Consider the following 25,062-nt stretch of genomic DNA (forward strand, 5'->3'; position numbering starts at 1 on the left):
TGGTGCGGCGCGTCTTCACGCACGCAAATGTGCGCTCGGCGGCGCCTCGTGCCGGGCGCTCTGGTCAATTCGGAACGGAAAATGGGCAACGGATCAACGGTTTTTCCCGGATGCCTGGCCGATTTGGCAGCAACAGCCTGCTCATTTCGGAAAGGTAAATCAATTCAACTCACTGGAAAGTCGCGCAAAACCCTGTACACGCAGGCCCGGGACATCCGTTTTGCACCGCAACTGGCCCTATATGCGCCTCGCATCTGGCCCTAACGGCTGCCCATTAATCTGGCTCATGTGCTAGCATTCCGCGCAAGACCGGCAAGATGACCCAAGGAGGGCAAGAGCATGGATGGAACCTATTCCCAGAACGACCTCAGCCATGTTGTCGAGGCCGACAAGGCGCATGTCTGGCATCACCTCGTGCAACACAAGGCATTCGACAGCAAGGACCCGAACATCATCGTCGAGGGCAAGGGCATGCGCGTCTGGAACCAGGCGGGCAAGGAACATCTCGACGCCGTGTCCGGCGGTGTCTGGACCGTCAACGTGGGTTACGGGCGGGAACGCATCGCCAAGGCCGTCTATGACCAGCTGATGCGGGTCAACTACTTTGCCGGGGCCGCCGGTTCGGTGCCCGGCGCGCTGTTTGCCGAGAAGCTGATCGAAAAGATGCCGGGCCTGACCCGCGTCTACTACACCAATTCCGGCTCCGAGGCGAACGAGAAGGCCTTCAAGATGATCCGCCAGATCGCGCACAAGCGGCATGGCGGCAAGAAACACAAGATCCTGTACCGGGACCGTGACTATCACGGCACCACCATCGCCTGCCTGTCAGCCGGCGGCCAGGATGAGCGCAACGCGCAATACGGCCCCTTCACCCCGGGTTTCGTGCGCGTGCCGCATTGTCTGGAATACCGCAAGCACGAGCAGGACGGCGCGCCCGCCGAGAACTACGGCGAATGGGCCGCCGACCAGATCGAGCAGGTGATACTGGCCGAGGGGCCCGACACGATCGGCGGTCTCTGCCTCGAGCCGGTGACGGCGGGTGGCGGCGTGATCCCCGCGCCCGAGGGGTACTGGCAGAAGGTGCAGGAGATCTGCCGCAAGTACGACATCCTCCTGCACATCGACGAGGTGGTCTGCGGTGTCGGTCGCACCGGCACATGGTTCGGCTATCAACACTACGGGATCGAACCGGATTTCGTGACGATGGCCAAGGGCGTGGCCTCGGGCTATGCCGCCATCGCCTGCTGCGTGACCTCGGAACGAGTCTTCCAGATGTTCAAGGACGATGCCGACGATCCGTTGAACTATTTCCGCGACATTTCCACCTTTGGCGGCTGCACCGCCGGGCCTGCCGCCGCGATCGAGAACATGGCAATCATCGAGGACGAGGGCCTGTTGGAGAACACCACCGCGATGGGCGACTACATGACCGATCAGTTGAACGCGCTGGCCGACCGCCACGCGGTGATCGGGAACGTGCGCGGCAAGGGCCTGTTCCTGGGGGCCGAACTGGTCACCGACCGCAGCAGCAAGGAACCGGTGCCCGAGGCACAGGTTCAGGCGGTCGTGGGCGACTGCATGGGTCAGGGCGTCATCATCGGGGCCACCAACCGGTCCGTGCCGGGCCGCAACAACACGCTGTGTTTCTCGCCTGCTCTGATCGCCACCAAGGACGACATCGACCAGATTGTCTCGGCGGTGGACGGCGCGATTGGCCGCGTCTTTGGCTGAATGGACCATCGCCTGAACGAATACGGGCAGCCCATCGGGCTGCCCGTCGAGTTGGACCTGCCCCGCCCGCTGCCCCCGCACACCTCGCTGCGCGGCGAACTTGCGACGCTGGTGCCGCTGTCGGTGGATCATGCCGACGGTTTCTTCGAGGTTTTCACCGATCCAGCCGGTTGGACCTACCTGGGCGAGGAAACACCCTTTGCCGACCGTGACGCGGCCCGCGCCTGGACGGCGACCAAGGCCAGCAGCCGCGATCCGCTGTTTTACACGGTGCTGGTCGATGACCGGCCCGTCGGCTTCCTGTCTCTCTTGCGGATCAACCCGCAGGCCGCCTCCATCGAGGTCGGCTTCATCCACTTTTCGCCTGCGTTGCAGGGCACCCGCGCGGCAACAGAGGTACAATACCTGCTGATGCGCCATGTCTTCGAGGACCTCGGCTATCGCCGTTACGAGTGGAAATGCGACGCCTTGAACGCGCCGTCGCGCCGGGCCGCGCTGCGGCTGGGCTTTACCTTCGAGGGCATTTTCCGGCAAGCACTGGTCTACAAGGGCCGCAACCGCGACACCGCCTGGTATTCGGTGATCGACCGCGAATGGCCCGCGCGGCGTGACGCCTTCGAGGCATGGCTGGCCCCGGCGAATTTCGACGCCGACGGGCGCCAGCGACAATCGCTGAACGCCGGCGCCAAGGGCTGACAGCGGGAAAGAACCTGCAATCTTATGGGACCGGGCCCCTCTTGAGGGTTTGGAAACCCTTTGCGTGACAGAAATCCGCAAACTGGCCGATGAACCCGACGATTTGCCCAAGCGGAGGCTGCCATGCCGTCCAGATATCCATCCTATGCCTATGTCGAGCCGATGGCGACCGGCCTCACCGATGTCGAGATCGAGGACCTCATAGACGACATGATGTCCCAGACACCCGGCCTGACCCTGCGCGACGGCGGGCCGCTGGATCCCTTGTGCCGGGCCTTGAACGTCGATCTGGAATATTCCGGTCCCCCGCACGAGATCCTGCTGGACGTCCCCCAGGACCGTAAGGCCTGCATCTGGTTGCCCAGGAAAAGCAAGCCGCGTCAGGACAGGTTCATCGCCGCGATGGGGGTCGGACACTGGCTCATGCATGTTCCCACCACGCGTGAGGCGCATCCGCATTGCGGGATACAGGCCCTGCACCGCCCTTCCGACCGCAGCGCCCAGAAAGAGGCGATGCGCTTTGCCCGGATGCTGCTGATGCCGCGCGAGGAGTTCTGCAGCCTCTGGTACGAGGGGCGGGCAAACCTGGTCGCCGACACGCTGAACGTGCCGACGCAGGTCGTCTATGAACGGGCCACCATGCTGGACATCCCGATGGAGGAGCCAGGCACCCACAAGTACGACTGGACGCCGCCGCCCGACACGCCGACCAGATAGAAGCAGCCCAAAAAAGACAAAGGGCCGCCGAGGCGACCCTTTGTGGATTTCTGCCGGTGGATTCCTGCCGGAACCATGGCCCCGGAGGCGCCCCGCAAGGGCCGCACCGGGATCAGGCGTTCACGCTGTCCTTGAGAGCCTTGGCGATGGTCACCTTGACCTGCTTGTCAGCCTCTTTCTTGAACTGCTCGCCCGTGGCGGGATTCCGCACCATGCGCTCGGGGCGCTCACGGCAATAGATCTTGCCCACGCCGGGCAGGGTCACGGCACCGCCGCCGGCCACTTCGGCCGTGATGATTTCGCCGATCGCGTCGAGCGCCGCGCCGGCCGTTTTCTTGTCCGCTTCCATCTTTTCAGCCAGTGCTGCCACCAGCTGGGTCTTGGTCATCGGTTTCGCCATTTCATGGTCTCCTTCACCGCCCGTCTCTTACTTGGGCCTCTGATCCGACATAAAACCGGATATGGGGGTAAAACACAACGATTAGGGGCAGGTCAGGCCCTTATATTATGCATTTTGTGCCCGTTTCCGCTACGTCACAAGAAAGCAGTCTCTTCGAAACTGCGCAGTTTCCGGCTGTGGATACGTTCCAGCGGCATGTCGCGCAAGGCTTCCATTGCACGAATCCCGATCCGAAGGTGCCGACTGACCTGTGTTCTGTAGAAATCCGAGGCCATGCCGGGCAATTTCAGCTCTCCATGCAGGGGCCTGTCAGAGACGCAGAGCAGGGTGCCGTAGGGCACACGAAACCGGAACCCGTTGGCCGCGATCGTGGCGCTTTCCATGTCCAACGCGATGGCCCGCGACTGGCTGAGCCGTTTCACCGGGCCCGCGTTCTCGCGCAACTCCCAGTTGCGGTTGTCCAACGAGGCAACGGTGCCCGTCCGCATCACGCGCTTGAGGTCGAACCCGCTCAGTTCGGTCTCGGCCTCGACCGCGTCTTCCAGCGCGATCTGGATTTCGGCCAACGCCGGGATCGGCACCCAGACGGGCAGATCGTCGTCCAGCACCTTGTCCTCGCGCAGGTAGGCATGGGCCAGAACGTAGTCGCCTAGCGACTGCGAATTCCGCAGCCCGGCGCAATGCCCCACCATCAGCCATGCGTGCGGGCGCAACACGGCGATATGGTCCGTCGCAGTCTTGGCGTTGGACGGCCCCACCCCGATGTTGACCAGGGAAATCCCTGCCTGCTTGCCCCGTTTCAGATGATAGGTGGGCATCTGGGGCATCCGCTCGGGCGACAGCAGGGGCGCGTCCGGGTCGGTAATCTCGGCGTTGCCGGTGCTGACAAAGCTGGTGTAGCCACTGTCGGGATCGGCCAGCATGGCGCGGGCGTAGGCCTCGAACTCGTCGACGTAAAACTGGTAGTTGGTGAACAGGACGTGGTTCTGGAAATGCTCGGGGCTGGTCGCGGTATAATGCGCCAGCCGCGCCAGAGAGTAATCCACCCGTTGCGCGGTAAAGGGCGCCAAGGGCAGTGTCCCATCGGCGGCGGGCTGCGCCTGGCCGTTAACGATGTCATCGTTGGTAGTAGTCAGGTCCGGCACGTCAAAAACGTCACGCAGCGCGAAATTCGCCGCGCCCTCTTGCGGGACCGTCACGTCGGGGAAATTGGCCACGGCGAAATGCACTGGCATGGGCGTGGCCGACAGCCCGATGCGGATCTTGACCCCGTGGTTGCTCAGCAAGAGGCTGATCTGCTGCGACAGGTAATTGCGGAACAGATGCGGGCGCGTGACCGTGGTTGCATAGGTGCCCGGCTGTGTCACATGACCAAAGCTGAGACGGCTGTCGATCTTGTCAAAGCGCGTCGTGGTCAGCCGGATCTCGGGGTAATAGGCTCGCAGGCGCACGCCCGGGTGCCCGTCCGTCATCGCCTTCAGGAAACCGTCGCGCAGGAAAACCGCCGCCGCGTCGTAGAGTTCGCACAGCCGTTCAACCGCCCGGTCTGCGTCGTCAAAGCTTTCCTGACCCGGCACATCGGGCGTGACGATCTCTAGATTCTGCGCCGTGTCCTGCATCACCACCCCCTGATTTTGGCCGGAGGTTGACAGGTAAGCCCGCCGGGTTCAAGTTGGGGAAAAGGTCAGAGGTGCTGACATGGATTACGAGACCGTTTCGGCCGAGGAATTCGGCGGCTCGCTGCGCGGCATGGGCCTGAACCTGCTGGTGCGCGACGTGCGCCAGCAATGCGCCATGCTGGAAGCGGTCTTTGGCATGACCGCACATCGGGTCAGCGCGGATTTCGCCATAGTCCGCTACGGCTCGGCGGTGTTCCAGTTGCATGCGGACGGCACCTATTCTGCGAATCCTTACCTGTCCTTCCTGCCCGAGGCCGGGCCGCGCGGCGCCGGGGCGGAACTGCGCCTGTACGACAGCGATCCCGACGAGGCCGCCGCCCGGGCAGAAACCAACGGCATGCTGATCATGCAGCCGCCAACGGACAAGCCGCACGGCCTGCGCGAAACCTATCTCATCTGCCCCGACGGCTACGCATGGGTGCCGTCGCGTCCGCTCTGAGGCTTTGCCCGGGCCGCTCCTGTCGCTAGGATCTACCTGCGCATAGCCCAAGGGGAATCGAAAGATGTTTCGCCGCGTTCTGCTTGTCCTGACGGGCCTTGCCTGCACTGCCCTGCCAGCATCTGCCCAGGACGAGATCACGCGCCATGACCGGATCGCGAATTGGGCGCTTTTCGAAGACCGCGGATACTGCTGGATGGCCACGAACACCCGCCTGCCCGGAAACGACCGCCTGATGCTGACCGTTGATCTGGACGAAAGCGTGTCGATGTTCATCGACTTTGCCGATGGGTCCGTTTTCGACGACACCGCCGATCACGCGCTGCTCCTTGGCCCACGCAAGGTGCTGTTCCGCTCGCGCGGGGAATGGGCCTGGACGTATCGCGATTCCCCCGAGCGCCTTGTCGAAACCATCCTTGACAGCACCGAGGTCGGGTTCGAGGTCCACCTCGCCGATGCGGGCGACATGAACGTGCTGAAGGGCCAGTGGGAGACCCGGGACGCACAGCGGGCCTACGACACGTTGCGCGCACGCTGCGGGCGCTGATAGGGTCGCGCGGTAACGCTAACCGGGGGACCCTTATGAACGCACCGCAGAACATCGCCAATATCGACCATTGGCAGGAACGCGTGGATCTGGCCGCCGCCTTTCGCTGGACCGTCCGTCTGAACATGCACGAGGCTGTGGCCAATCACTTCAGCCTGTCCATCAACGAGGATGGCACCAAGTTCCTCATGAACCCGGACCGCAAGCATTTCTCGCGCATCAAGGCCTCGGACATGCTGGTGGTGGATGCCAACGATCCCGAGACACTGAACCGCCCCGGCGCACCCGACCCGACCGCCTGGGGACTGCATGGTGGGCTGCACCGCGCCTGCCCGCATGCGCGCTGCGCGATGCACGTCCATTCGATCCACGCCACGGTGCTGGCCTGCCTCAAAGACAAGCGCCTGCCGCCGCTGGATCAAAACGCGGCGATGTTCTTCAACCGGCAGGCGGTGGACGACCAGTACGGTGGTCTGGCCTTCGAGGAAGAGGGCAAGCGCTGCGCCGAACTGATGGCCGACCCGAAGGTCAAGACGCTGGTGATGGGCAACCACGGCATCATGGTGATCGGTGACACCGTGGCCGAGACCTTCAACCGGATGTACATGTTCGAACGCGCGGCGCAGATCTATGTCACCGCGCTGCAGACCGGGCAGCCGCTGGATATCCTCAGCGACGAGGTGGCCGAAAAGACCGCCCGCGAGATCGAGGACTACCCCGGAGGCGATCATCACCACCTGGACGAACTCAAGGCCATCCTCGACGAGGAAGGCTCGGACTACGCCAGCTGATCATCAGGGCCGGAACATCAGGCCCGGGTGAATGTCACCACCCGGCTCAGATCCTGCGCATGCGGGCCGGTGGCTTCCGGCCCGTAGATGCGGACGTCGCGCACCGCCAAATCGGCAATCCGCGGCCCCAGTTTCGCAAGGTGGGCGTCATAGCCCTTGGCCTCCCAATGTTCCGCATTGATCGACAGCGCCACCACCCCGCCGGGCCGCACGACGCGCAGCACCTCGTCCAGCGCCTCGGGGCCGACATGACCGTGCGTGAAGGTGCCGGAGCTGACCGCGCCCGCATAGGCGCCGTCCTCGACCGGCAGGCGGTCCAGCAGGTTGCCGGTAAACAGATGCGCATAAAGGCCCTTTGCGCCGGCCACGTCCAGCATCTCCTGCGAAAGGTCGGTGGCGTGCACCGGGCCAATGCCGGACGACTTCAGCGCCGCGCCCAGGAGGCCGGTTCCGGCACCAAGGTCGAGCACCGGCGCCTGCCCGCCCGCAGCGGCATAGGCCTCTGCAACGTGCAGCGGCAGCATGTAGTCCATGTCCATGGCGAATTCGTCGTCGTAGGTCGCCGCCCACTCGGCGTAGAGCCTGCGGTTTTCGTCGGGGGTTTGCAGCGCGAAGGCCGCCTCCAGATCGGGATTATTCTGCATGGGCCAGAACCTAGTCGCGCCTGCCCCGCAGTGTCCACCCCCCGGCTCAGCGCGTCCGCAGCCCGGTTTCGTACAGCAGGCCCTTGCGCTTGGCCTCGTAGTAATAGCCCCGCGCGTACCACTTGATCGAGGCGTCCCAGTCGCCATCCGCCACGATATAGGCGCCCTTGAGGTATTTCAGTCCGTATTTCAGGTTGGTGTCCGCATCCAGAAGGTCGCTGTTCTTGCCCCGAAACCCCATCGTGCGGGCGGTCTGCGGCAGGATCTGCAACAGGCCCCAATAAGGTCCGGCCCGCGCGGCGGGGTTATGGGTGCTTTCGCGGATGGCCAACCGATGCACCAGCCCCCGGGGCAGCTCGTAGTGATCGGCCCAGCGGTTGATCTTGGCGCGCAGTTCCGGCGTTTCGTTCGGATGCAGCGGGATGGCGCGTGGCGCGGGATCGGCCACGACAGGATCACGCCGCCCGGTCGAACAGGCGGCGACGGTGGCAAGAGCTGACAAAAGGAACAGGCGACGGGCCAGCATGCAGGTTTCTCCGAAAGGTTCGAAACCTCGTAGCGCGCGGACTTGCCCGGCGCGAGTCCGCTGACGGCGCGTCGGCAAAAGCCCGCCACGCAACCGAGGATCGGCGACACAGCGCGAACCATCAACCATGCCGCGACATCGCGTCAAGACTTGCATCTTGACGCGCGCGGCGCCACCTAGGGCGCATGACAAAGACCCTGCTCTCTCTTGGCCACGGATTTTCCGCGCGGGCACTGGCGCCGCTACTCCTGTCCGAGGGGTGGGAGGTGATCGGCACGACACGCGATCCCGCCAAGCTGGAGGCCATGCGCGCCACCGGCATTTCCGCAATCCTCTGGCAGGCGGAGGCGGTGACAGAGGCGCTTGGCCGCGCAACTCACCTGTTGATGTCCGCCGCCCCCGACGCCGAGGGCGATCCGGCACTGAGACTGGTCGGCCCCGCCATCGAAGAGCGCGCGCCCGGCATCGAATGGGCGGGCTACCTGTCGACGACCGGGGTCTACGGCGACCACCAGGGCGGATGGGTGACAGAAGAAACGCCCCTCGCCCCGGCCACGCGGCGCGGGCAACTGAGGGTCGAGGCCGAAAACGCCTGGTCAGCCGTGCCCGGCCTGCCCCTGCACATCTTCCGCCTTGCCGGCATCTATGGTCCGGGACGCGGCCCCTTCGCAAAGCTGCGCAAAGGCACCGCGCGCCGCATCATCAAGCCGAACCAGGTCTTTTCGCGCATCCATGTCGAGGATATCGCACAGGTTCTGCGCGCCTCCATCGCGCGGCCCAATCCCGGCGCGGCCTACAACCTGTGCGACGATGCCCCTGCCCCGCCGCAGGACGTGATCGCCTGCGCCGCCGAGATGCTGGGCATGCCGATCCCGCCCGAGGTCCCTTTCGAAGAGGCGGAACTCAGCCCGATGGCACGCAGTTTCTACGGCGAAAGCAAGCGCGTTTCTAACGCACGCATCAAGGAGGAACTGGGCGTGACCCTGCGCTACCCCGATTACCAGAGCGCTCTGGCAGCCATTCTGGCCGCCGAACAGGCGTCCGGAGAATGAAGGACGCCCGAGAGGCGCCGGACTCCGAAACTGTGCGCAATCCGCAAAGCCTGGGTGAACTGCTCGAGGCGATGCGCCCCGAAGACGGGGCCGAGAGGATCTCTGTCGAGACGGTTCTCAGCCGCGTCGGAGATCAATCCTTCGTTGCGGTGATCCTTGTCGTGGCCATCGTTCTGGTCTCGCCCGTGTCGGGGATCCCCGGCACACCGACCATCGGTGCGCTGATCACCATCCTTGTGTCGATACAGGCGCTGCTGGGGCGGCGGCACCTCTGGCTGCCGCAATTCCTGTGCCGGCGCAGCATCAGCGCGCGCAAGATGAACCGCGCCATCAACTGGCTCAGCAAACCCGCAGGCTGGATGGATCGGCACAGCAGCGGGCGCCTGCGATTGCTCAGTTCGCGCGCCCTGCGGCCCGTTGCCTTTGCCGCCGTGACGCTGATCGCGATTTCCTGGCCGATCCTTGAACTGCTGCCCTTCGTGACCTCGTTCTTTGCCGGCGCCGTATCCATGTTGATGTTCGGAGTGATGACCCGTGACGGCATCTACCTGCTGGCGGGCTATGTGCAGGCCGGTATTCTGGTGCTGATCCTCGGCTCGATCTGGTCGGGCCTGATATGAAAACGGCGCCCCGATGGGGCGCCGCATGTGCGTGTCCGGATTGGCAGGCTCAGCTGCGGACCAGCTTCTCGTAGTCTTCCGAGATCTCGCGCGTCATCGCGCCAACCTCGAAGTTGAAATCGCCGATCTGGCCCACGGGCGTGACCTCGGCGGCGGTGCCGGTCAGCCAGCACTGTTCAAAGCCTTCCATCTCTTCGGGCATGATATGGCGTTCATGCACCTTGATCTGCTTGTCCTGCAGCATCCCGATGACCGTCTGACGGGTGAGGCCGTTGAGAAAGCAGTCCGGCTTGGGCGTGTGCACCTCTCCGTCCTTGACGAAGAAGATGTTGGCGCCGGTCGCCTCGGCAACGTAGCCGCGATAATCCATGAACAGCGCGTCGGAACAGCCCTTGGCCTCTGCCGCGTGTTTCGACGTGGTGCAGATCATGTACAGGCCGGCGGCCTTGGCGTGGACCGGGATCGTCTCGGGCGAGGGGCGCTTCCACCTGGAAATGTCCAGCTTGGCGCCCTTCATCTTGGCATCGCCATAGTAGTTGCCCCAGGACCAGGCCGCGATGGCAACCCGGACGGGGTTGCGCGCCGAGGCGACCCCCATGTCAGGCCCGGCACCGCGCCACGCCACGGCACGGACATAGGCATCGGTCAACCCGTTGGCCGCGAGGACGGCCACCTTGGCGGCCTCGATCTCATCCACGGTATAGGGGATTTCGAAATCCAGCTCGCGGGCCGAGAAATGCAGGCGCTCCGAATGTTCACGGGACAGGAAGATCTTGCCGTTGTAGCACCGCTCGCCCTCGAAGACAGAGCTGGCGTAGTGCAGCCCGTGGGTCAGTACGTGCACATTTGCCGCCCGCCAGTCCACCATCTGACCATCCAGCCAGATCTTGCCGTCGCGATCGTCATATGCTCCATCTGCCATCTTCTCTCTCCTCATGTGCAGCGGGCCAAATTTTTCGATTATTGCGCGAAATGCGTCCGGAGCGGGCATAAAGTTGCGCTAAATCTGCGACTCGCTACCAGTTGACTCTTGGAATGTCAACAAGGCTGACTTAAAATGGACCAAAACCAGCAAGGGGCAGAGGGAACCATGTCAGAGGGGCGCAGCCCGCAGGGCGAGACCCTGCTTTTCCTTACCGACGAGCAGTTGCGACAGGGCGCAGAGGCAATGTTCTTTGCCTACCGGGGCTTTACCGCCGATCCCGACAGGATCCTGGACGGGCTCAGCTATGGTCGGGCACATCACCGCGCGCTGCATTTCATCCAGACCGCGCCCGGCACCACGGTGAACAACCTGCTGACCATCCTGGGCGTGACGAAACAATCGCTCAACCGCGTGCTGCGCACCCTGATCGAGGATGGGCTTGTCCAAAGCCAGGTCGGTCGCACGGACAAGAGGGAACGGCATCTGTACCTGACAGAGGCCGGCGAGGCGCTGGAACGGGAACTGTCGGATGCGCAGCGGACGCGAATGCGCGCCGCCTTTCGCGATGCCGGCCCCGAGGCCGTCGCCGGGTTTCGCCGGGTGTTGGAAGCCATGATGGACCCGGAGCTGCGTCGGCAGTACCACAAGCTCAGGGGAGGCCGGGGATGACCGAGAACGACGCCCATCTGCTGATCGTGGACGATGACGAACGCATCCGGGGGCTGCTGCAGAAGTTCCTTGTGCGCAACGGTTTCCTGGTGACCGCCGCCCGCGACGCGGCGCACGCCAGGCGGCTGTTGTCGGGGCTGGATTTCGACATGATCATCCTCGACGTCATGATGCCCGGCGAGGACGGCATCAGCCTGACCCAGAGCATCCGGGACACCTCTCAGACCCCGATCCTGCTGTTGACGGCGCGGTCGGAAACCGAGGACCGCATCAAGGGGTTGGAGGCCGGGGCCGACGACTATCTCGCCAAGCCCTTCGAGCCCAAGGAGCTGTTGCTGCGGATCAACGCGATCCTGCGCCGGTTGCCCGAACCCAGCGCCGAGGACAGCGCGCCCAAGCTGATGACCCTGGGAAATTTCCGCTATGACATCGAGCGCGGCGAGATGTGGCAGGGCGAGGAGATGGTCCGCCTCACCGCCACCGAAAGCCAGTTGATGCGGATCTTTTCCGCCCGCCCGGGAGAAGCGCTCAGCCGCGCGAAACTGGTCGAGGAACTGGGCCGGGACAAGGGTCAGGCCCAAGAACGCGCCGTGGACGTGCAGATCACGAGGTTGCGGCGCAAGCTGGAGGCCGACCCGAAACAGCCGCGCTACCTGCAGACCGTGCGCGGGGCGGGCTACATGCTGGCGCCTGACTGACGGGTTGCGAAGGCCGACGTTTCACGGTTTTGTCGGGGCGGAGTCGCGCCCTTCGGGTGCGTTCTTGAGTATTTCGACAGAGAAGAAGCAGGCGGCGCGATGACAACAGCACTTTTCACCCATGCGGATGCGCTGGATCATGTGACGCCCGAGGGGCACCCGGAACGCGTGGCCCGGATCGAGCACCTGTTGCATGCGCTTGCCGGGCTGGATCTGGATCGCCGCACCGCGCCTGAGGTGGAGGAGGCGCAGTTGCGGCTGTGCCACCCGCAGCGGTATATCGACCGGATCCGTGGCGGCGTGCCGGACAGCGGGAATACCCAGCTGGACGCCGACACATGGATGTCGCCCGGGTCCTTCCGCGCCGCCTCGCGGGGCGCAGGGGCCGCTGTTGCGGCAGTGGACGCGGTGCTGGGCGGCGAGGTAGACAATGCCTTTTGTGCATTGCGCCCGCCGGGCCACCACGCCGAGCGCGAGACGCCGATGGGCTTCTGTCTCTTCGGCAACGTGGCCATTGCCGCGAAACACGCGCTGGAGGCGCACGGTCTGAGCCGGGTCGCCGTTGTCGATTTCGACGTGCATCACGGCAACGGTACACAGGACCTCCTGTGGGACGAGGCGCGCACGCTGTTCATCGGCTCTCACCAGATGCCGCTCTGGCCCGGGACGGGCAGCGCGGAGGAACGCGGCGCCCATGACAACGTGCAGAACCTGCCTTTGCCGCCGGGATCGGGGGGCGCCGAGATGCGCGCGGCCTGGACCCCTGCCCTGTCGCGGCTACGCGCCTTCCGGCCGGAACTGCTGATCATCTCGGCCGGGTTCGACGCCCACCAGGACGATCCTCTGGCGCAACTGGAATGGTCGGTCGAGGACTTCCGCTGGATCACGCGTGAATTGTGCGCCCTGGCGGCAGATGAATGCGGCGGACGCGTGGTGTCCTGCCTCGAAGGCGGCTATGACCTTGGCGCGCTCAGCGACAGCGGCAAGGCGCATGTGGAACTACTGATGGAGGCGGGCAGATGAGCGAGACCCCGGTCGAGGAAATGAGTTTCGAGCAGGCGATGGCCGAGCTGGAAAAGGTTGTAGGCCTGCTGGAACGCGGCGACGTGGCGCTGGAAGATTCGATTTCACTGTATGAACGCGGTGCCAAGCTGAAGAAGCGCTGCGAGGACAAGCTGAAGGAAGCCGAGGAAAAGGTGGCCGCCATCACGCTGGACGGCGATGGCAACCCGGTGGGGACGAAGCCGGTCGAGGGGCTCTGATGGGCTTTCAGGACGGGCTGGCAGAGGCGGCCCGCGCGATAGAGGACCATCTTCGGCACGTCCTGTCGGACCTGGGCGACCTGCCGGTGATCCGGGCGATGGACTATGCGGCCACAGGCGGCAAGCGCCTGCGCGGCTATCTGGTGCTGGAAGGCGCGCGCATTCATGGAATGGCACCCGCGCAAGCGATCTGGCCCGCCTGTGCCATCGAGGCCATCCATGCCTACAGCCTTGTGCATGACGACCTGCCCTGCATGGATGACGACGACATGCGCCGCGGGTTGCCGACGGTGCACCGCAAGTGGGACGAGGCAACCGCCGTCCTGGCGGGTGATGCGCTGCAGGCTCTCGGGTTCGAACTGGTGACCCGCACAGAGTGCCATCCGGACGCAGGTGTGCGCGCGGATCTCGCGCACAGCCTTGCCCGGGCGTCGGGTGCGCGCGGTATGGTGCTGGGCCAGGCGCTGGATATGGCGGCGGAACAGGCGGCAACGCCCCTCGAATTGGACCAGATCACCGCGTTGCAGGCAGGCAAGACCGGCGCGCTCTTTGGCTGGTCGGCCGAGGCCGGTGCGCGCATGGCACAGGCCGACATCGCCCCGCTGACGGGATATGCGCGCGCACTTGGGCTTGCCTTCCAGATCGCCGACGACATCCTGGATGTCGAGGGCGACGCCGCCCAGATGGGCAAGGCCGTGGGCAAGGACGCGACCCGGGGCAAGGCCACATTCGTCAGCTTGCTGGGGATGGACGGGGCGAAACGCCGCGCCGAATCCCTTGTGACAGAGGCCTGCGACTGCCTATCTGTGTATGGCAGCGAAGCTGGAAACTTGCAGGACGCCGCGCGCTTCGTTATTTCGCGCCGGACCTGACCAGACGGAGGGCGCCATGAGCGACCGGCCCCACACCCCATTGCTCGACCGCGTCCAAGGCCCGGCCGACCTCAAGCACTTCTCCGATGCCGAGCTGGAACAGCTGGCAGAGGAACTGCGCGCCGAGACGATTGCGGCCGTGTCGGAGACTGGCGGCCACCTTGGCGCGGGCCTGGGCGTGATCGAACTGACGGTGGCCCTGCACGCGATATTCGACACGCCCCGGGACAAGATCATCTGGGACGTCAGCCACCAGTGTTACCCGCACAAGATCCTGACCGGACGGCGCGGACGCATGAATACCCTGCGCCAGAAGGACGGGCTTTCGGGGTTCACCAAGCGGTCCGAGTCGCCTTACGATCCCTTCGGCGCGGCCCATAGCTCGACCTCGATTTCCGCGGCCCTCGGCTTTGCCGTGGCGCGCGATCTGGGCGGCGTTTGCGACACGGGTCACGGCGATGCGATCGCGGTGATCGGCGATGGCGCCATGAGCGCCGGCATGGCCTTTGAGGCGATGAACAACGCGGGCCACCTGGGCAAGCGGATGATCGTGATCCTGAACGACAACGAGATGAGCATCGCGCCGCCCACCGGCGCGCTCTCCTCCTACCTCAGCCGGTTGTATGCCGAGGCGCCATTCCAGGACCTCAAGGCCGCCGCCAAGGGCGCCGTGTCGATGCTGCCGGAGCCCTTCCGCGAAGGCGCCAAACGCGCGAAGGAAATGCTCAAGGGCATGACCGTCGGCGGCACGATGTTCGAGGAACTGGGGTTCTCCTACCTCGGTCCGCTGGACGGGCATGACCTGCACCAGCTGCTGCCGGTCTTGCGCACCGTGCGCCAGCGCGCGACCGGGCCGATCCTGCTGCATGTGTTGACGAAAAAGGGCAAGGGATATTCCCATGCCGAACACGCCCCGGACAAGGGCCACGCGCGGGCCAAGTTCGACGTGGTCACCGGCAAGCAGAAAAAGGCGCCGTCGAATGCGCCGTCCTATACCAAGGTCTTTGCCGAGGCGCTATTGCAGGAGGCCGCCGATGACCCCCGCATTTGCGCCGTAACCGCGGCGATGCCCGATGGCACCGGGCTGGACCTTTTCGCTGAACGCTACCCCTCGCGCTGTTTCGACGTGGGCATCGCGGAACAGCATGGCGTGACCTTTTCCGCCGGGCTGGCGGCGGGCGGCATGCGGCCCTTCTGCGCGATCTATTCGACCTTCTTGCAGCGCGGTTACGACCAGGTGGTGCATGATGTTGCGATCCAGCGGTTGCCGGTGCGCTTTGCGATCGACCGCGCCGGGCTGGTCGGGGCCGACGGCGCAACGCACGCCGGTTCCTTCGACGTGGCCTACCTGGCGAACCTGCCCGGGTTCACCGTCATGGCAGCAGCCGACGAGGCCGAATTGAAACACATGGTCGCCACCGCCGCGGCGCATGACAGCGGCCCCATCGCCTTTCGCTATCCGCGCGGTGAGGGCATGGGCGTCGAGATGCCGGAGCGTGGCGAGGTGCTGGAAATCGGCAAGGGTCGGATGATCCGCCAGGGCAAGGGCGTGGCGATCCTGTCCTTCGGCACGCGGTTGAAAGAAGTGCTGGAGGCTTGTGAGGCACTGGAGGCGCGCGGCGTTTCCCCCACCGTTGCCGACGCGCGCTTTGCCAAGCCGCTGGACAGGGAGATGATCCTGGGCCTGGCGCGGGACCACGACGCGCTGATCACCATCGAGGAAGGCGCCGTGGGTGGCTTTGGCAGCCATGTCGCACAGCTGTTGGCCGAGGAAGGCGTCTTTGACACCGGGTTGAAATATCGCTCGATGGTGCTGCCCGACATCTTCATCGACCAGGCCAGCCCGCGCGACATGTACGCCGTCGCCAAGCTCAACGCCGAGGATATCGAGGCCAAGGTGCTGGACACGCTCGGCGCCGCGGTGCTGAACAAACGCGCCTGACGATCAAACCCGGGAACCGAACCTGAACCGTGATGCTACAGCATCGCGCGCAACATCGCGGTGTTGGTCTGGATCACCGCGTTCAGTTCCGTCATGCGGGCCAGGCGCTGTTCGATACCCTTCTGGCAGGCATCCAGCTGCTCGACGATCCCTTCCAGTTCCTTGCGCGACTCCGTAAGGCTGGCACTTTCGATCTTGCACATCATTCGGGTCGAGCTGAGGCCCGTGACGTATCGTTTCATGTCCAGCACGCTGCGGGCAAAGCGCTTGGCCTCGGCCTCTGCCCGCACCAGCGAGGCCACGGTTTCGTCCAGGAACTTCTGGCGATGGGCGGCAACCTCCGCCATCTCCGCCGTTGCATCCATGCAATCGGGATAGAGCTCCGCATTGGTATCGAAACAGGTGATCATCTCGTGTTCGACCGCCGCCGCGAAACTCAGAAACTGGCCACACAGGATCGCGTCGCGCATCCGCGCAAAGACGCATGTGTCGCCCTCGACAAAGGTCTTTACCCACGCCGACATCTCTTCGAGCATCTGGCTGTAGTTCACGGAAATGGCGCTGATCGCACCTCCCGCATTTTCCAGCCGCGAGGCGATGATCCGCATGTTCATCGGCACGGTGCGGATCACCTTGAACGACTCCGTCAGGTCGGCGGTTTCCACCCCGACCTGCGAAATCGCCCGCGACATTTCCAGAAACCGCCGCTGCAGCGGGTCGATGCCCTGCCCGGTCGCGGTGGCACGCGCCTCGAACTCGGTCGCCAGGGCGTGGCTCTGGAAAGTGTCGTAGCTGGAAAACCCCTGCGCCTTGACAGCGGCCAATAGCGCCTCGGCGCTTTCTCTCGGGCTCAGACCCTCTTCCCTTTCGCGGCGCAGTAGATCGGCGTACAGGCTGGACACGGTGCCAAAGAGGTCGGAACTGGGCTTGATCCGGGTCGAGATGAACCCGCCGTCCGCCGGAGAGACGAGCGCGAAGACCCAGTAGTAGCGCCCGGTCCTGCTGCGGTTCTTGACGTAGGCGCCGGTGGGGTTGCCCGCCTTGATCCGGTCCCAGAGCAGGTAAAAGACCCCCTTGGGCATGTCCGGGTGCCGGATCAGCTTGTGCGGCGCGCCAAGCATCTCTTCCCAGGGGTAGGCGGCAACGCGCTGGAACACGTCGTTGCCAGCCTTGATGACCCCGCGCCGATCGGTGCGGGAATAGAACAGTTCCGTCAGGTGAAACTGGGCCTCGGTGGCCGAAAACCTCGATTCTGCAGCAAAGCGCGGGTCGTGTTCTGTCATGGTGCAAACCTGGGACAACGGGGAGTGCGCCCGAACGTCGGCGCGACGCCATTGAAGGAGAGAAAGACAGGGCCTTCCGGATACGTCATGTCTAGATCATCGACCGTAGCAGGGCAGTGTTGTTCTGGATCACCGCGTTGAGGTCCATCACCCGCGCAAGGCGATCCTCGATTTCCTGCTGGCAACTGTCCAGTTGTTCGACGATCCCGGCCAGGGAACTGCCTGATTCCGACAGGCTCGCGCTTTCGATCTTGCACATCATCCTGGTCGAACTCAGCCCGGTGACATAGCGTTTCATGTCGAGGACGCTGTGGGCAAAGCGCCGCGCCTCGCGTTCCACGGAAGACAGCCTGTCGATGGTCTGCTGCATGAATCGCCGTTCATGTTCCGTCAGTTCGGCAATCTCGCGGTCGACGTCGATCCCGTCCGGGTAGGCGTCCTGGCTGGTCCCGAAGCCGGTGATCATCTCGCGCTCGACGGCCGAGGCGAAACAGAGGAACTGCCCCATGAAAATGGCGCCGCGGATATTGGCAAAGACGCAATCTTCCCCTTCGACGAAGGTCTGGACCCAGGTCGACATCTCTTCGAGCATCTGGCTGTAATTGACGGAAATCGCGCTGATCGGTCCGCCGACGTTTTCCAGCCGCGAGGCGATGATCCTCATGTTCATCGGCACGGTTCGGATCGCCTTGAAGGCCTCTGTCATCTTGTCCGCCTCGTCCCAGACCTCGGCAATGGCGCGCGACATGTCGACGAAACGCTGCAGCATCGGGTCCAGCGAACGCCCCATCTGGCGCGAGCGGGCCTCGAACTCCGTCGCCAGCGCGAGGCTCTGGAAATTGTCATAGGTGGCAAAGCCCCGGTCGCGGATCCACTTCTGCAGGGTCTCTGCGCTGTCCGCGGCGCTCATGCCGTCCTGCTCCTGCTTCAGCATTTCGGCATAGAGCGCCTCCACCTCGGCCCGGAGGGAAGAGATCGGCTTGATCCGGGTCGAGATGTAGCCATCTGCCGTCGGCGCCACCAAGGCGTAGACCCAGTAGAACCGCCCGCAGATCCGCCGGTTCTTGACATAGGTCCCGGTAGGCTTGCCCGCCTTCAACCGCTCCCACAACATGTGAAAAACGCCTTTTGGCATATCCGAATGGCGGATCAGCTTGTGCGGGGCGCCAAGCAGCTGTTCCCATTCATGCCCCGCGACACGCTGGAACACCTCGTTCCCCGCCTTGATGATCGCCCGCTTGTCGGTGCGGGAATAGAAAGCCTCGTTCACCTGGAACGTGGCCTCTGATTTGGACAACCCGGATGGAAATGCGGGGTCGAGTTCTGACATGGGCGCGCCTCCTGCTTGCGGGCGACCCTAAAACGCAAACCCTTTTCGAATCCTGAACGCAGACGCGCGGCACCTGGGTGCCGCGCGTCTGATTTTCCATTGGATTTGAACCTTAGCCCGGGCTCATGCCGCGCATTTTCTCCGACCGGCGGCGCAGGATTTCGACCGTTGTCAAAAGCATGATCGAGATCGCGACAAGGATCGTCGCTACCGCCAGGATCGTCGGGCTGATCTGCTCGCGAAGGCCGGTGAACATCTGCCAGGGCAGTGTCTGCTGCTGGGCGGAACCGACAAAGATCACTACGACAACTTCGTCAAAAGAGGTGATGAAGGCGAACAGGCCACCGGAAATCACCCCCGGCAGGATCAGCGGCATCTGCACGCGGAAGAAGGTCGTGACCGGATCCGCCCCCATGTTCGCCGCAGCCCGCGTCAGAGAACGGTCGAAACCGACGAGCGTCGCAGTCACGGTGATGATGACAAAGGGAATGCCAAGCGCTGCGTGTGCAAGCACCACCCCCATCAGCGTGCCCTGCAGGCCGATCCGCGAGTAGAAGAAGTACATGCCCGCGGCCGAGATGATCAGCGGCACGATCATCGGCGAGATCAGGATCGCCATGATCGCACGACGGAACGGAACATGTTCCGAGCTGAGGCCGATCGCCGCCAGCGTGCCAAAGCTGACCGACAGAAGAGTCGCCAGGGGCGCGATGATCAGCGAATTGCGCAGCGCCTGCTGCCATTCCGACGAAGTAAAGAAATCCCGGTAGTGCTTCAGGCTGTAGCCTTCAGGGTCAAACCGCAGCATTTCGGGCGTGAAGGTAAAGAAATCCTCGGCGTTGAAGGACAGCGGCATGACCACGAGGATCGGCGTGATCAGGAAGACGAAGATGGCCCCGGCGATGACCCGGAAACTGTATTCCCACAGCACCTGGCCGGACGTCAGGTAGGGTTGCAGCGGAACACGGTGACGCCCCATGCCGATCCAGTAGATGAACCAGCCGAAGAACGAGCCAAAGATCGCGCCGACCACCAGGCCGGGCAGGCTTCCCAGCAAGAGGCCTGCAAGCGCCATGACACCGATCAGGCCCCATTTGAAAGGCTTTTCCAGCTTCGGATCCAAGACCCCGAGCGCGATGAAGGCCAGCAGCGCCAGGATCGCGAACCCAAGGATGATGCCCAGCAGAACCGATCCGTTGGCGGCCCCCACGAAGATGCCCGCAAAGGCCCCCGCAAGGCCGACCATCGGGGCGGAAAACTGGAGCGGTTGTTTGACGGCTTTGGTTTCAACGGCCATGGATCAGCCCCCCAGCTTCACGTTGTCGATGCCGACGATCTTGTCGTAGGCCCAGTAGAGGATCAGCACCACCGCCAGCAGGATCGTCCCCAATGCCGCGGCCAGACCCCAGTTCAGCGAGGACGAGATGTGATAGGCGATCCGGTTCGAGATGAAGGTACCGGTTGTGCCGCCGACGATCTCGGGCGTGATGTAGTAGCCGATCGACAGGATGAACACGAGGATCGACCCGGCGCCGATGCCCGGCACCGACTGCGGGAAGTAGACCCGCCAGAATGCCGTCCAGTTGGTCGCGCCCAGCGATTTGGCCGCGCGGACATAAGACGGCGGGATCGTCGACATCACCGAATACATCGGCAGGATCATGAAGGGCAGCAGGATATGCGTCATCGCGATGATCGTGCCCAACTGGTTGTTGATCATCACCAATCGCCCGTCATCGGCCACCAGCCCCAGCCATACCAGAACGTCGTTGATGACCCCCTGTTGCTGCAGCATGACCTTCCAGGCCGAGGTCCGCACCAGCAGCGAGGTCCAGAAAGGCAGGAGGACCAGGATCATCAGCAGGTTGGCGGTCCGCATCGGCAGCGTCGACAGCAGGTAGGCCACCGGGTAGGCCAGCGCGATACAGCTGAACGTGATCACGAGGCTCATGAACATCGTCCGCTTGAACAGCAGGCCATAGATCCGTTCGTCCTCATCCCGCAGCGCCGGGCCATCGGTCGTCTTCTGCATATCGACCGCGTTCAGGAAATAGCCGTTGGTGTAGGCCGGGCTGTACATCTTGATGGTTTCCCAGACCCGCAAGTCCAGCCAGTCCTCGTCGATCTCGCCAAAGGCGGTCTTGAGGTCGGCAGTCTCGAAATCCGGGCTGTCCACCAGCGCATCCGCCGCCTTGAGCATCTCGGCGCGCGGCCCGTCATAGGACGAGACATCGCCATCGCGGAGATCCTCGTAGAGCCGGGTCACGACCAGCGTCCAAGGCTCCTCCTCGAACGGGCTGTCCTCGTCCTCGTCACGCACAAACGTGGCAAAGCGGCTGTAGGCCTCTGCCGTGCGCGGCAACACATCGGCGATATCGTCGCGCATCTCGAAAGCCGGGATGGGATCGTTGAAATCCTCGTCGTTCTCCTTGGCTTTTTCCTCGGCGGCGACCCAGGCCTTGTAGGCCGCCACGCTGTCGGCGGTGCCCATGAGCTCTGCCCAGGGCAGCGCCTCGTCCCAGTTTTCGTCAAGATCCTCGAACTGGTCCAGGTAGACCTCGCCGATGTCGTCCAGGCCGCGGCCCGACTTGCGGAACAGCGAAGAGACCCCGGTCAGCTCGTAGTTGAGACGCGAGCCGAGCCGCGTGTGCAGCTTGTATTCGGCGGCCAGGAAAATATCCGTGTAGGCCGCGTCGAACACCGCATCGTCGGGCAGTTCGCCGCTGGTGTCATCCCAGTCGGCCAGCGCCTCGACCGTGCGAGGCAGCGTGTCACGCACGATCTGGTTCTCCACCGAGCGAAACAGCATGTCCGCGATCGGCGCGATGAAGGTCAGCAGCACGAAGATCAGCAGCGGCGCGATCAGGGCAAGGGCGCGCATCTTCTGCGCGCGCAGGGCCCGGGCCAGGCTGCGTTTCAGGGGTGTGCCATCGGCAGCCAGCACCGGGCCGCCATTGCCGGAACCGTGCGGCGGTTCGCCTTCCCGGGCGTCCAGTGCGGCCGCCTCGTGAAAGGCATCCTCTGGCGTCGGTGCGTCGGACGTCTGCGGTCCGGATCCCTTCAGCGTGCTCATGCCGCGCCCTCCACAAGAATGATTGTGCCCTCGGAATGGGCCTGTCTGATTTTCACGAGATCCTGGTAGGCCGGATCGTGATATGCGGCCTTGGCCGCGTCGTAGCTGGGATAGGCGATCACCACGTGACGCGCGCCCAGTTCCCCCTCAAGCACTTCAGCCCGTCCGCCGCGCACGATGTACCGGGCGCCGTGGCCGCGCATGATCGGGGTATTGCCGTCGACATAGGGCTTGTAAGCCTCGGGATCGTTCACCGTGACATGGGCGATCAGGTAGCCCAGCGGCGCCTCGCCGGCCGGTTCGGGCAGATCCTCGTCGTTGCCTTCGGCGACCATGATCGCACTGGTCGCATTGGCCCGGCGGATCTTGGCAACCTCCTGGTAGTCGGGGTCGTGATAGGCCTTCAGCGCCGTATCGTAGCTGTCGAATTCAAAAACGACGTGCCGTTCGTTGGCCGTTCCCTCGACAACTTCGGCCTGCCCGCCGCGCACCAGGGGCCTGGCGCCGTAGCTCAGCAGGATCGGAGTATCCCGGGCAACGTACTCCTTGTACGGTTCGGGATCGGTCACCGTTATGTGGCCGATGATATAGCCCTTCGGCATGTGGTGTCCCCGTCGTTTCTCTTGGTCCGTGGCGGGCGATTCCGCCCGCCACGAACGATCTTGTCCTCACGGGGCGGGGATCACCCCCGCCACGGCGCGAGATCAGTTCTGGGCGAGCCAGGACTGGAATTTCGCGTCGATGTCGTCGCGATAGTCAGCCCAGAACTCGTAGTTGTAGAGCAGGGTGTTGCCCGCGTTCGCCGGATCGGTCGGCATGTGCGGTGCCATGTCGATGCCCAGTTCCGCGTGCTGCGACACCATCGGGGCCGAGCTTTCGCGTGCCGGACCGTAGGAGATGTACTTGGCCTGGTCGGCCAGACGCTGGGTGTCGGTCGCGAAGTACAGGAAGTCCATCACGCGCGCCAGGGCGTCGTCGGACAGGCCCTCGGGGACAATCCAACCGTCAAGGTCGAACACCTGCATGTCCCACAGCATCGCCACCGGCTGGTCCTGCTCCTCGATGACCGAGAAGAGACGACCGTTGTAGGTCGAACCCATGAAGACCTCGCCATCGGCCAGCAGCTGCGGCGTGTCCGCGCCGGCCGACCACCAGACGACCTGGTCCTTGATGGTGTCCAGCTTCGCAAGCGCGCGGTCCTGGCCTTCGTCGGTTTCCAGGACGTCGTAGATCTCGTCCTTGGCCACGCCGTCACAGTACAGCGCCCATTCCATGTTGTTCAGCGGGCGCTTTTCCAGCGCGCGCTTGCCCGGATAGGTTTCCAGGTCGAAGACGGCGCAGACGTCGGACGGCGGCTCGACACCTTCCGGCACCATGTCGGAACGATAGCCGAAGGTGGTCGAGTAGACGATCTGCGGGATGAAGCAGTCGGAGACGATCAGGTCGCCGAAGTCATCTTCGGCACCGGTGCCGTCGGGCGCCTCGGCCAGCGCGTCGTCAAAGTCGATTTCCATCGCCAGGCCTTCGTCGCAGAGGCGGATCGCCGATGCGGCGGTCACGTCCACGAGGTCCCAGGTGATGTTGCCGGCTTCGTTCATCGCACGCAGCTTGGCCACGGCCTCGGCAGAGCTTTCGTCCCACGCCACCGAGACATCCGGATGCATTTCCAGATAGGGTTCGACATAGGCTTTCAGCTGCGAGTTCTGGTAGGCACCGCCCCAGCTCACGATGGTCATGTCTTTCGCCATGTCCTGAGCCGAAACGCCCGCGGCTGCCACGGTCAGGGCCGTGGAGGCCAGCAGTGTCTTTGTGAGTTTCATCAAATAACTCCCTAGTTCACCCGTTATCTTGGTTGAGGCGATGTTACGGGTACGAACCACGCCCCAAGGTCGCGTCCCCGCGCGCGTGTCGACGGCGCAGGAGACGGCATTCGGATCACCCGGCGTCCAGCGCCCGGCAATCTTCGGGCAGCCAACCGATCTCGATCTGGCTGCCGGGCTCCAGCCGCACCTGGTCCGGTGCGTTACGGGTCTTGATGACGAAGTCGTCATTGCCCGCGACACGGAGCCTCGTACGGAAGATATCGCCCATGTAGATGAATTCCAGAACTTCGGCCTTCAACGTGTGCGCGCCTTCCTGCAGGCGTTCCTTGTTGAATTCCACGCGCTCGGGCCGGATCGACACCCGCGTCCGCTCGCCTTCCTTGCTGACGTTGACGGGTGTAGCGTCCAGCACTTCGCCGCTGTCCAGCTTGACCTCGCAGATATCGCCTTTCATCGCGGTCACCACGCCTTCAAGCGTGTTGTTCTCGCCGATGAACTGGGCGACAAAGCTGTTCTGCGGCTTTTCGTACAGCTCGTCCGGCGGTGCAAGCTGCTGGATGCGCCCGTCATTGAAGACGGCGACGCGGTCCGACATGGTCAGCGCCTCGGTCTGGTCGTGGGTGACGTAGACCACGGTGATGCCCAGCTGGTGCGCCAGATTGGTGATCTCGAACTGCATGTGTTCGCGCAGCTGCTTGTCCAGCGCGCCCAGCGGTTCGTCCATGAGCACCAGTTCCGGCTCGAAGACCAAGGCGCGGGCCAGCGCGATCCGCTGCTGCTGACCACCCGAAAGCTGCGCCGGGCGGCGACCGCCAAAGGCCCCCATCTGGACCATGTCCAGCGCATGTTTGACCTTCTTTTCACGCTCAGACTTGGCGATCTTGCGCACTTCCAGCGGAAAGCTGAGGTTTTCGGCCACGGTCATGTGCGGGAACAGCGCGTAGTTCTGGAACACCATTCCGATGCCCCGCTTGTGCGGAGGGATGTTGTTGATGCTGATGCCGTCCAGCTTGATTTCACCATGTGTGGCGGTCTCGAACCCGGCCAGCATCATCAGGCAAGTGGTCTTGCCGGAGCCGGACGGCCCGAGCATCGTCAGAAACTCGCCTTTCGGCATGCTGAGGTTCAGGTCTTTGACGACGAGCGTTTCGCCATCATAGCTCTTTTGCACGCGCTCAAAGGCGACGAATGCGTCGCCACTAGCTCCATCAGCCACGTCAGACTCCCTGTCTGTTATTTCGCGGATGTTTCTCCGCTGTATTGTGAACAGACTAAAGCGCGTGACGTTTGGACTTGCAAGCAAATCACTGAAATCTGCGTATGCGGCAGGCAAATACGGCTTT

General features: G+C 63.9%; 26 protein-coding genes. 14 read left to right on the plus strand and 12 right to left on the minus strand.

The genetic code is table 11. The annotated features are described in order from the left end of the window. Window positions 1-339: 339 nt before the first annotated feature. The 3 genes from ACQY5B_RS18130 to ACQY5B_RS18140 all read left to right on the plus strand — a co-directional run bounded on the left by ACQY5B_RS18130 (window position 340) and on the right by ACQY5B_RS18140 (window position 3,144). A complete protein-coding gene (locus tag ACQY5B_RS18130) occupies window positions 340-1,731 on the plus strand; it encodes an aminotransferase family protein (RefSeq protein ID WP_420328108.1) in 1,392 nt (463 codons plus the stop codon). After that, window positions 1,732-2,427 (plus strand): GNAT family N-acetyltransferase, encoded by a 696-nt coding sequence (locus tag ACQY5B_RS18135; RefSeq protein WP_420328106.1) that lies wholly within the window; start codon window positions 1,732-1,734, stop codon window positions 2,425-2,427. It begins immediately after the preceding gene. Window positions 2,428-2,550: 123 nt separating this feature from the next. After that, a complete protein-coding gene (locus tag ACQY5B_RS18140; RefSeq protein ID WP_420328105.1) occupies window positions 2,551-3,144 on the plus strand; it encodes an ImmA/IrrE family metallo-endopeptidase in 594 nt (197 codons plus the stop codon). A gap of 112 nt (window positions 3,145-3,256) precedes the next feature. Here ACQY5B_RS18140 and ACQY5B_RS18145 read toward each other — a convergent pair whose 3' ends face one another. Next, window positions 3,257-3,544, minus strand: coding sequence for an HU family DNA-binding protein (locus tag ACQY5B_RS18145; protein ID WP_305968779.1), 288 nt, complete (start codon window positions 3,542-3,544; stop codon window positions 3,257-3,259). Window positions 3,545-3,678: 134 nt separating this feature from the next. Continuing rightward, window positions 3,679-5,163 (minus strand): AMP nucleosidase, encoded by a 1,485-nt coding sequence (locus ACQY5B_RS18150; protein WP_420328104.1) that lies wholly within the window; start codon window positions 5,161-5,163, stop codon window positions 3,679-3,681. Between the two features lie 79 nt (window positions 5,164-5,242). On the opposite strand from ACQY5B_RS18150, the gene ACQY5B_RS18155 reads away from it, so the two are divergent. The 3 genes from ACQY5B_RS18155 (at window position 5,243) to ACQY5B_RS18165 (ending at window position 7,000) form a co-directional block, all read left to right on the plus strand. Then, on the plus strand, window positions 5,243-5,662 hold the full coding sequence (locus ACQY5B_RS18155; protein ID WP_420328102.1) for a VOC family protein: 420 nt from the start codon (window positions 5,243-5,245) through the stop codon (window positions 5,660-5,662). A 64-nt stretch (window positions 5,663-5,726) separates the two neighbouring features. Next, a complete protein-coding gene (locus tag ACQY5B_RS18160; RefSeq protein WP_420328101.1) occupies window positions 5,727-6,209 on the plus strand; it encodes a hypothetical protein in 483 nt (160 codons plus the stop codon). Window positions 6,210-6,244: 35 nt separating this feature from the next. After that, the gene (locus tag ACQY5B_RS18165; RefSeq protein WP_305968775.1) at window positions 6,245-7,000 is read left to right on the plus strand and encodes a class II aldolase and adducin N-terminal domain-containing protein; all 756 of its coding nucleotides are present in this window, start codon (window positions 6,245-6,247) and stop codon (window positions 6,998-7,000) included. Window positions 7,001-7,017: 17 nt separating this feature from the next. Here ACQY5B_RS18165 and ACQY5B_RS18170 read toward each other — a convergent pair whose 3' ends face one another. Then, the gene (locus ACQY5B_RS18170; protein WP_420328099.1) at window positions 7,018-7,644 is read right to left on the minus strand and encodes a class I SAM-dependent DNA methyltransferase; all 627 of its coding nucleotides are present in this window, start codon (window positions 7,642-7,644) and stop codon (window positions 7,018-7,020) included. Between the two features lie 46 nt (window positions 7,645-7,690). After that, window positions 7,691-8,170 (minus strand): transglycosylase SLT domain-containing protein, encoded by a 480-nt coding sequence (locus ACQY5B_RS18175; RefSeq protein ID WP_420328097.1) that lies wholly within the window; start codon window positions 8,168-8,170, stop codon window positions 7,691-7,693. 185 nt (window positions 8,171-8,355) lie between these two features. On the opposite strand from ACQY5B_RS18175, the gene ACQY5B_RS18180 reads away from it, so the two are divergent. Together ACQY5B_RS18180 and ACQY5B_RS18185 are read left to right on the plus strand one after the other, a co-directional pair. Further along, window positions 8,356-9,222, plus strand: a complete 867-nt coding sequence (locus tag ACQY5B_RS18180; protein ID WP_420328095.1) for an SDR family oxidoreductase — start codon at window positions 8,356-8,358, stop codon at window positions 9,220-9,222. Further along, window positions 9,219-9,842, plus strand: coding sequence for an exopolysaccharide biosynthesis protein (locus ACQY5B_RS18185; RefSeq protein ID WP_420328093.1), 624 nt, complete (start codon window positions 9,219-9,221; stop codon window positions 9,840-9,842). The genes ACQY5B_RS18180 and ACQY5B_RS18185 overlap by 4 nt, the downstream gene beginning before the upstream one ends. A gap of 49 nt (window positions 9,843-9,891) precedes the next feature. Here ACQY5B_RS18185 and ACQY5B_RS18190 read toward each other — a convergent pair whose 3' ends face one another. Further along, window positions 9,892-10,764 carry a branched-chain amino acid aminotransferase gene (locus ACQY5B_RS18190; protein ID WP_305968770.1) on the minus strand — a complete coding sequence of 291 codons (873 nt, stop codon included), beginning with the start codon at window positions 10,762-10,764 and terminating at the stop codon, window positions 9,892-9,894. Window positions 10,765-10,932: 168 nt separating this feature from the next. Between ACQY5B_RS18190 and ACQY5B_RS18195 the strand changes: the two genes are divergently transcribed. The 6 genes from ACQY5B_RS18195 (at window position 10,933) to dxs (ending at window position 16,210) form a co-directional block, all read left to right on the plus strand. Next, window positions 10,933-11,436 (plus strand): MarR family winged helix-turn-helix transcriptional regulator, encoded by a 504-nt coding sequence (locus ACQY5B_RS18195; protein ID WP_305968919.1) that lies wholly within the window; start codon window positions 10,933-10,935, stop codon window positions 11,434-11,436. Then, window positions 11,433-12,134, plus strand: coding sequence for a response regulator (locus ACQY5B_RS18200; protein WP_305968769.1), 702 nt, complete (start codon window positions 11,433-11,435; stop codon window positions 12,132-12,134). Before ACQY5B_RS18195 ends, ACQY5B_RS18200 begins: the two co-directional genes overlap by 4 nt. Window positions 12,135-12,233: 99 nt before the next feature. Beyond that, the gene (locus ACQY5B_RS18205) at window positions 12,234-13,157 is read left to right on the plus strand and encodes a histone deacetylase family protein (RefSeq protein ID WP_420328092.1); all 924 of its coding nucleotides are present in this window, start codon (window positions 12,234-12,236) and stop codon (window positions 13,155-13,157) included. Next, on the plus strand, window positions 13,154-13,396 hold the full coding sequence (locus ACQY5B_RS18210) for an exodeoxyribonuclease VII small subunit (protein WP_420328091.1): 243 nt from the start codon (window positions 13,154-13,156) through the stop codon (window positions 13,394-13,396). The genes ACQY5B_RS18205 and ACQY5B_RS18210 overlap by 4 nt, the downstream gene beginning before the upstream one ends. Then, window positions 13,396-14,268 (plus strand): polyprenyl synthetase family protein, encoded by an 873-nt coding sequence (locus tag ACQY5B_RS18215; RefSeq protein ID WP_420328090.1) that lies wholly within the window; start codon window positions 13,396-13,398, stop codon window positions 14,266-14,268. The genes ACQY5B_RS18210 and ACQY5B_RS18215 overlap by 1 nt, the downstream gene beginning before the upstream one ends. Window positions 14,269-14,284: 16 nt before the next feature. Further along, complete coding sequence (dxs, locus tag ACQY5B_RS18220; protein ID WP_420328088.1) at window positions 14,285-16,210, plus strand: 1-deoxy-D-xylulose-5-phosphate synthase; 1,926 nt, start codon at window positions 14,285-14,287, stop codon at window positions 16,208-16,210. A gap of 35 nt (window positions 16,211-16,245) precedes the next feature. Here the strand turns inward: dxs and ACQY5B_RS18225 are convergent, their stop codons facing one another. The 7 genes from ACQY5B_RS18225 to ACQY5B_RS18255 all read right to left on the minus strand — a co-directional run bounded on the left by ACQY5B_RS18225 (window position 16,246) and on the right by ACQY5B_RS18255 (window position 24,935). Beyond that, window positions 16,246-17,493 carry a PAS domain-containing protein gene (locus ACQY5B_RS18225; RefSeq protein ID WP_420328087.1) on the minus strand — a complete coding sequence of 416 codons (1,248 nt, stop codon included), beginning with the start codon at window positions 17,491-17,493 and terminating at the stop codon, window positions 16,246-16,248. Window positions 17,494-17,584: 91 nt separating this feature from the next. After that, window positions 17,585-18,823: a PAS domain-containing protein gene (locus tag ACQY5B_RS18230; protein WP_420328085.1), complete on the minus strand. Its 1,239-nt coding sequence runs from the start codon at window positions 18,821-18,823 to the stop codon at window positions 17,585-17,587. A 112-nt stretch (window positions 18,824-18,935) separates the two neighbouring features. Next, the gene (locus ACQY5B_RS18235; protein WP_420328083.1) at window positions 18,936-20,120 is read right to left on the minus strand and encodes an ABC transporter permease; all 1,185 of its coding nucleotides are present in this window, start codon (window positions 20,118-20,120) and stop codon (window positions 18,936-18,938) included. A gap of 3 nt (window positions 20,121-20,123) precedes the next feature. Next, window positions 20,124-21,896 carry an ABC transporter permease gene (locus tag ACQY5B_RS18240; protein WP_420328082.1) on the minus strand — a complete coding sequence of 591 codons (1,773 nt, stop codon included), beginning with the start codon at window positions 21,894-21,896 and terminating at the stop codon, window positions 20,124-20,126. Further along, window positions 21,893-22,498 carry a DUF1330 domain-containing protein gene (locus tag ACQY5B_RS18245; protein ID WP_420328080.1) on the minus strand — a complete coding sequence of 202 codons (606 nt, stop codon included), beginning with the start codon at window positions 22,496-22,498 and terminating at the stop codon, window positions 21,893-21,895. The genes ACQY5B_RS18240 and ACQY5B_RS18245 overlap by 4 nt, the downstream gene beginning before the upstream one ends. Before the next feature lie 102 nt (window positions 22,499-22,600). Continuing rightward, window positions 22,601-23,716 carry an extracellular solute-binding protein gene (locus ACQY5B_RS18250; RefSeq protein ID WP_305968761.1) on the minus strand — a complete coding sequence of 372 codons (1,116 nt, stop codon included), beginning with the start codon at window positions 23,714-23,716 and terminating at the stop codon, window positions 22,601-22,603. Window positions 23,717-23,831: 115 nt separating this feature from the next. Further along, window positions 23,832-24,935, minus strand: coding sequence for an ABC transporter ATP-binding protein (locus ACQY5B_RS18255; RefSeq protein WP_305968760.1), 1,104 nt, complete (start codon window positions 24,933-24,935; stop codon window positions 23,832-23,834). Window positions 24,936-25,062: the final 127 nt, after the last annotated feature.

The organism is Antarctobacter sp., assembly GCF_965277915.1.
Taxonomy (GTDB): domain Bacteria; phylum Pseudomonadota; class Alphaproteobacteria; order Rhodobacterales; family Rhodobacteraceae; genus Antarctobacter.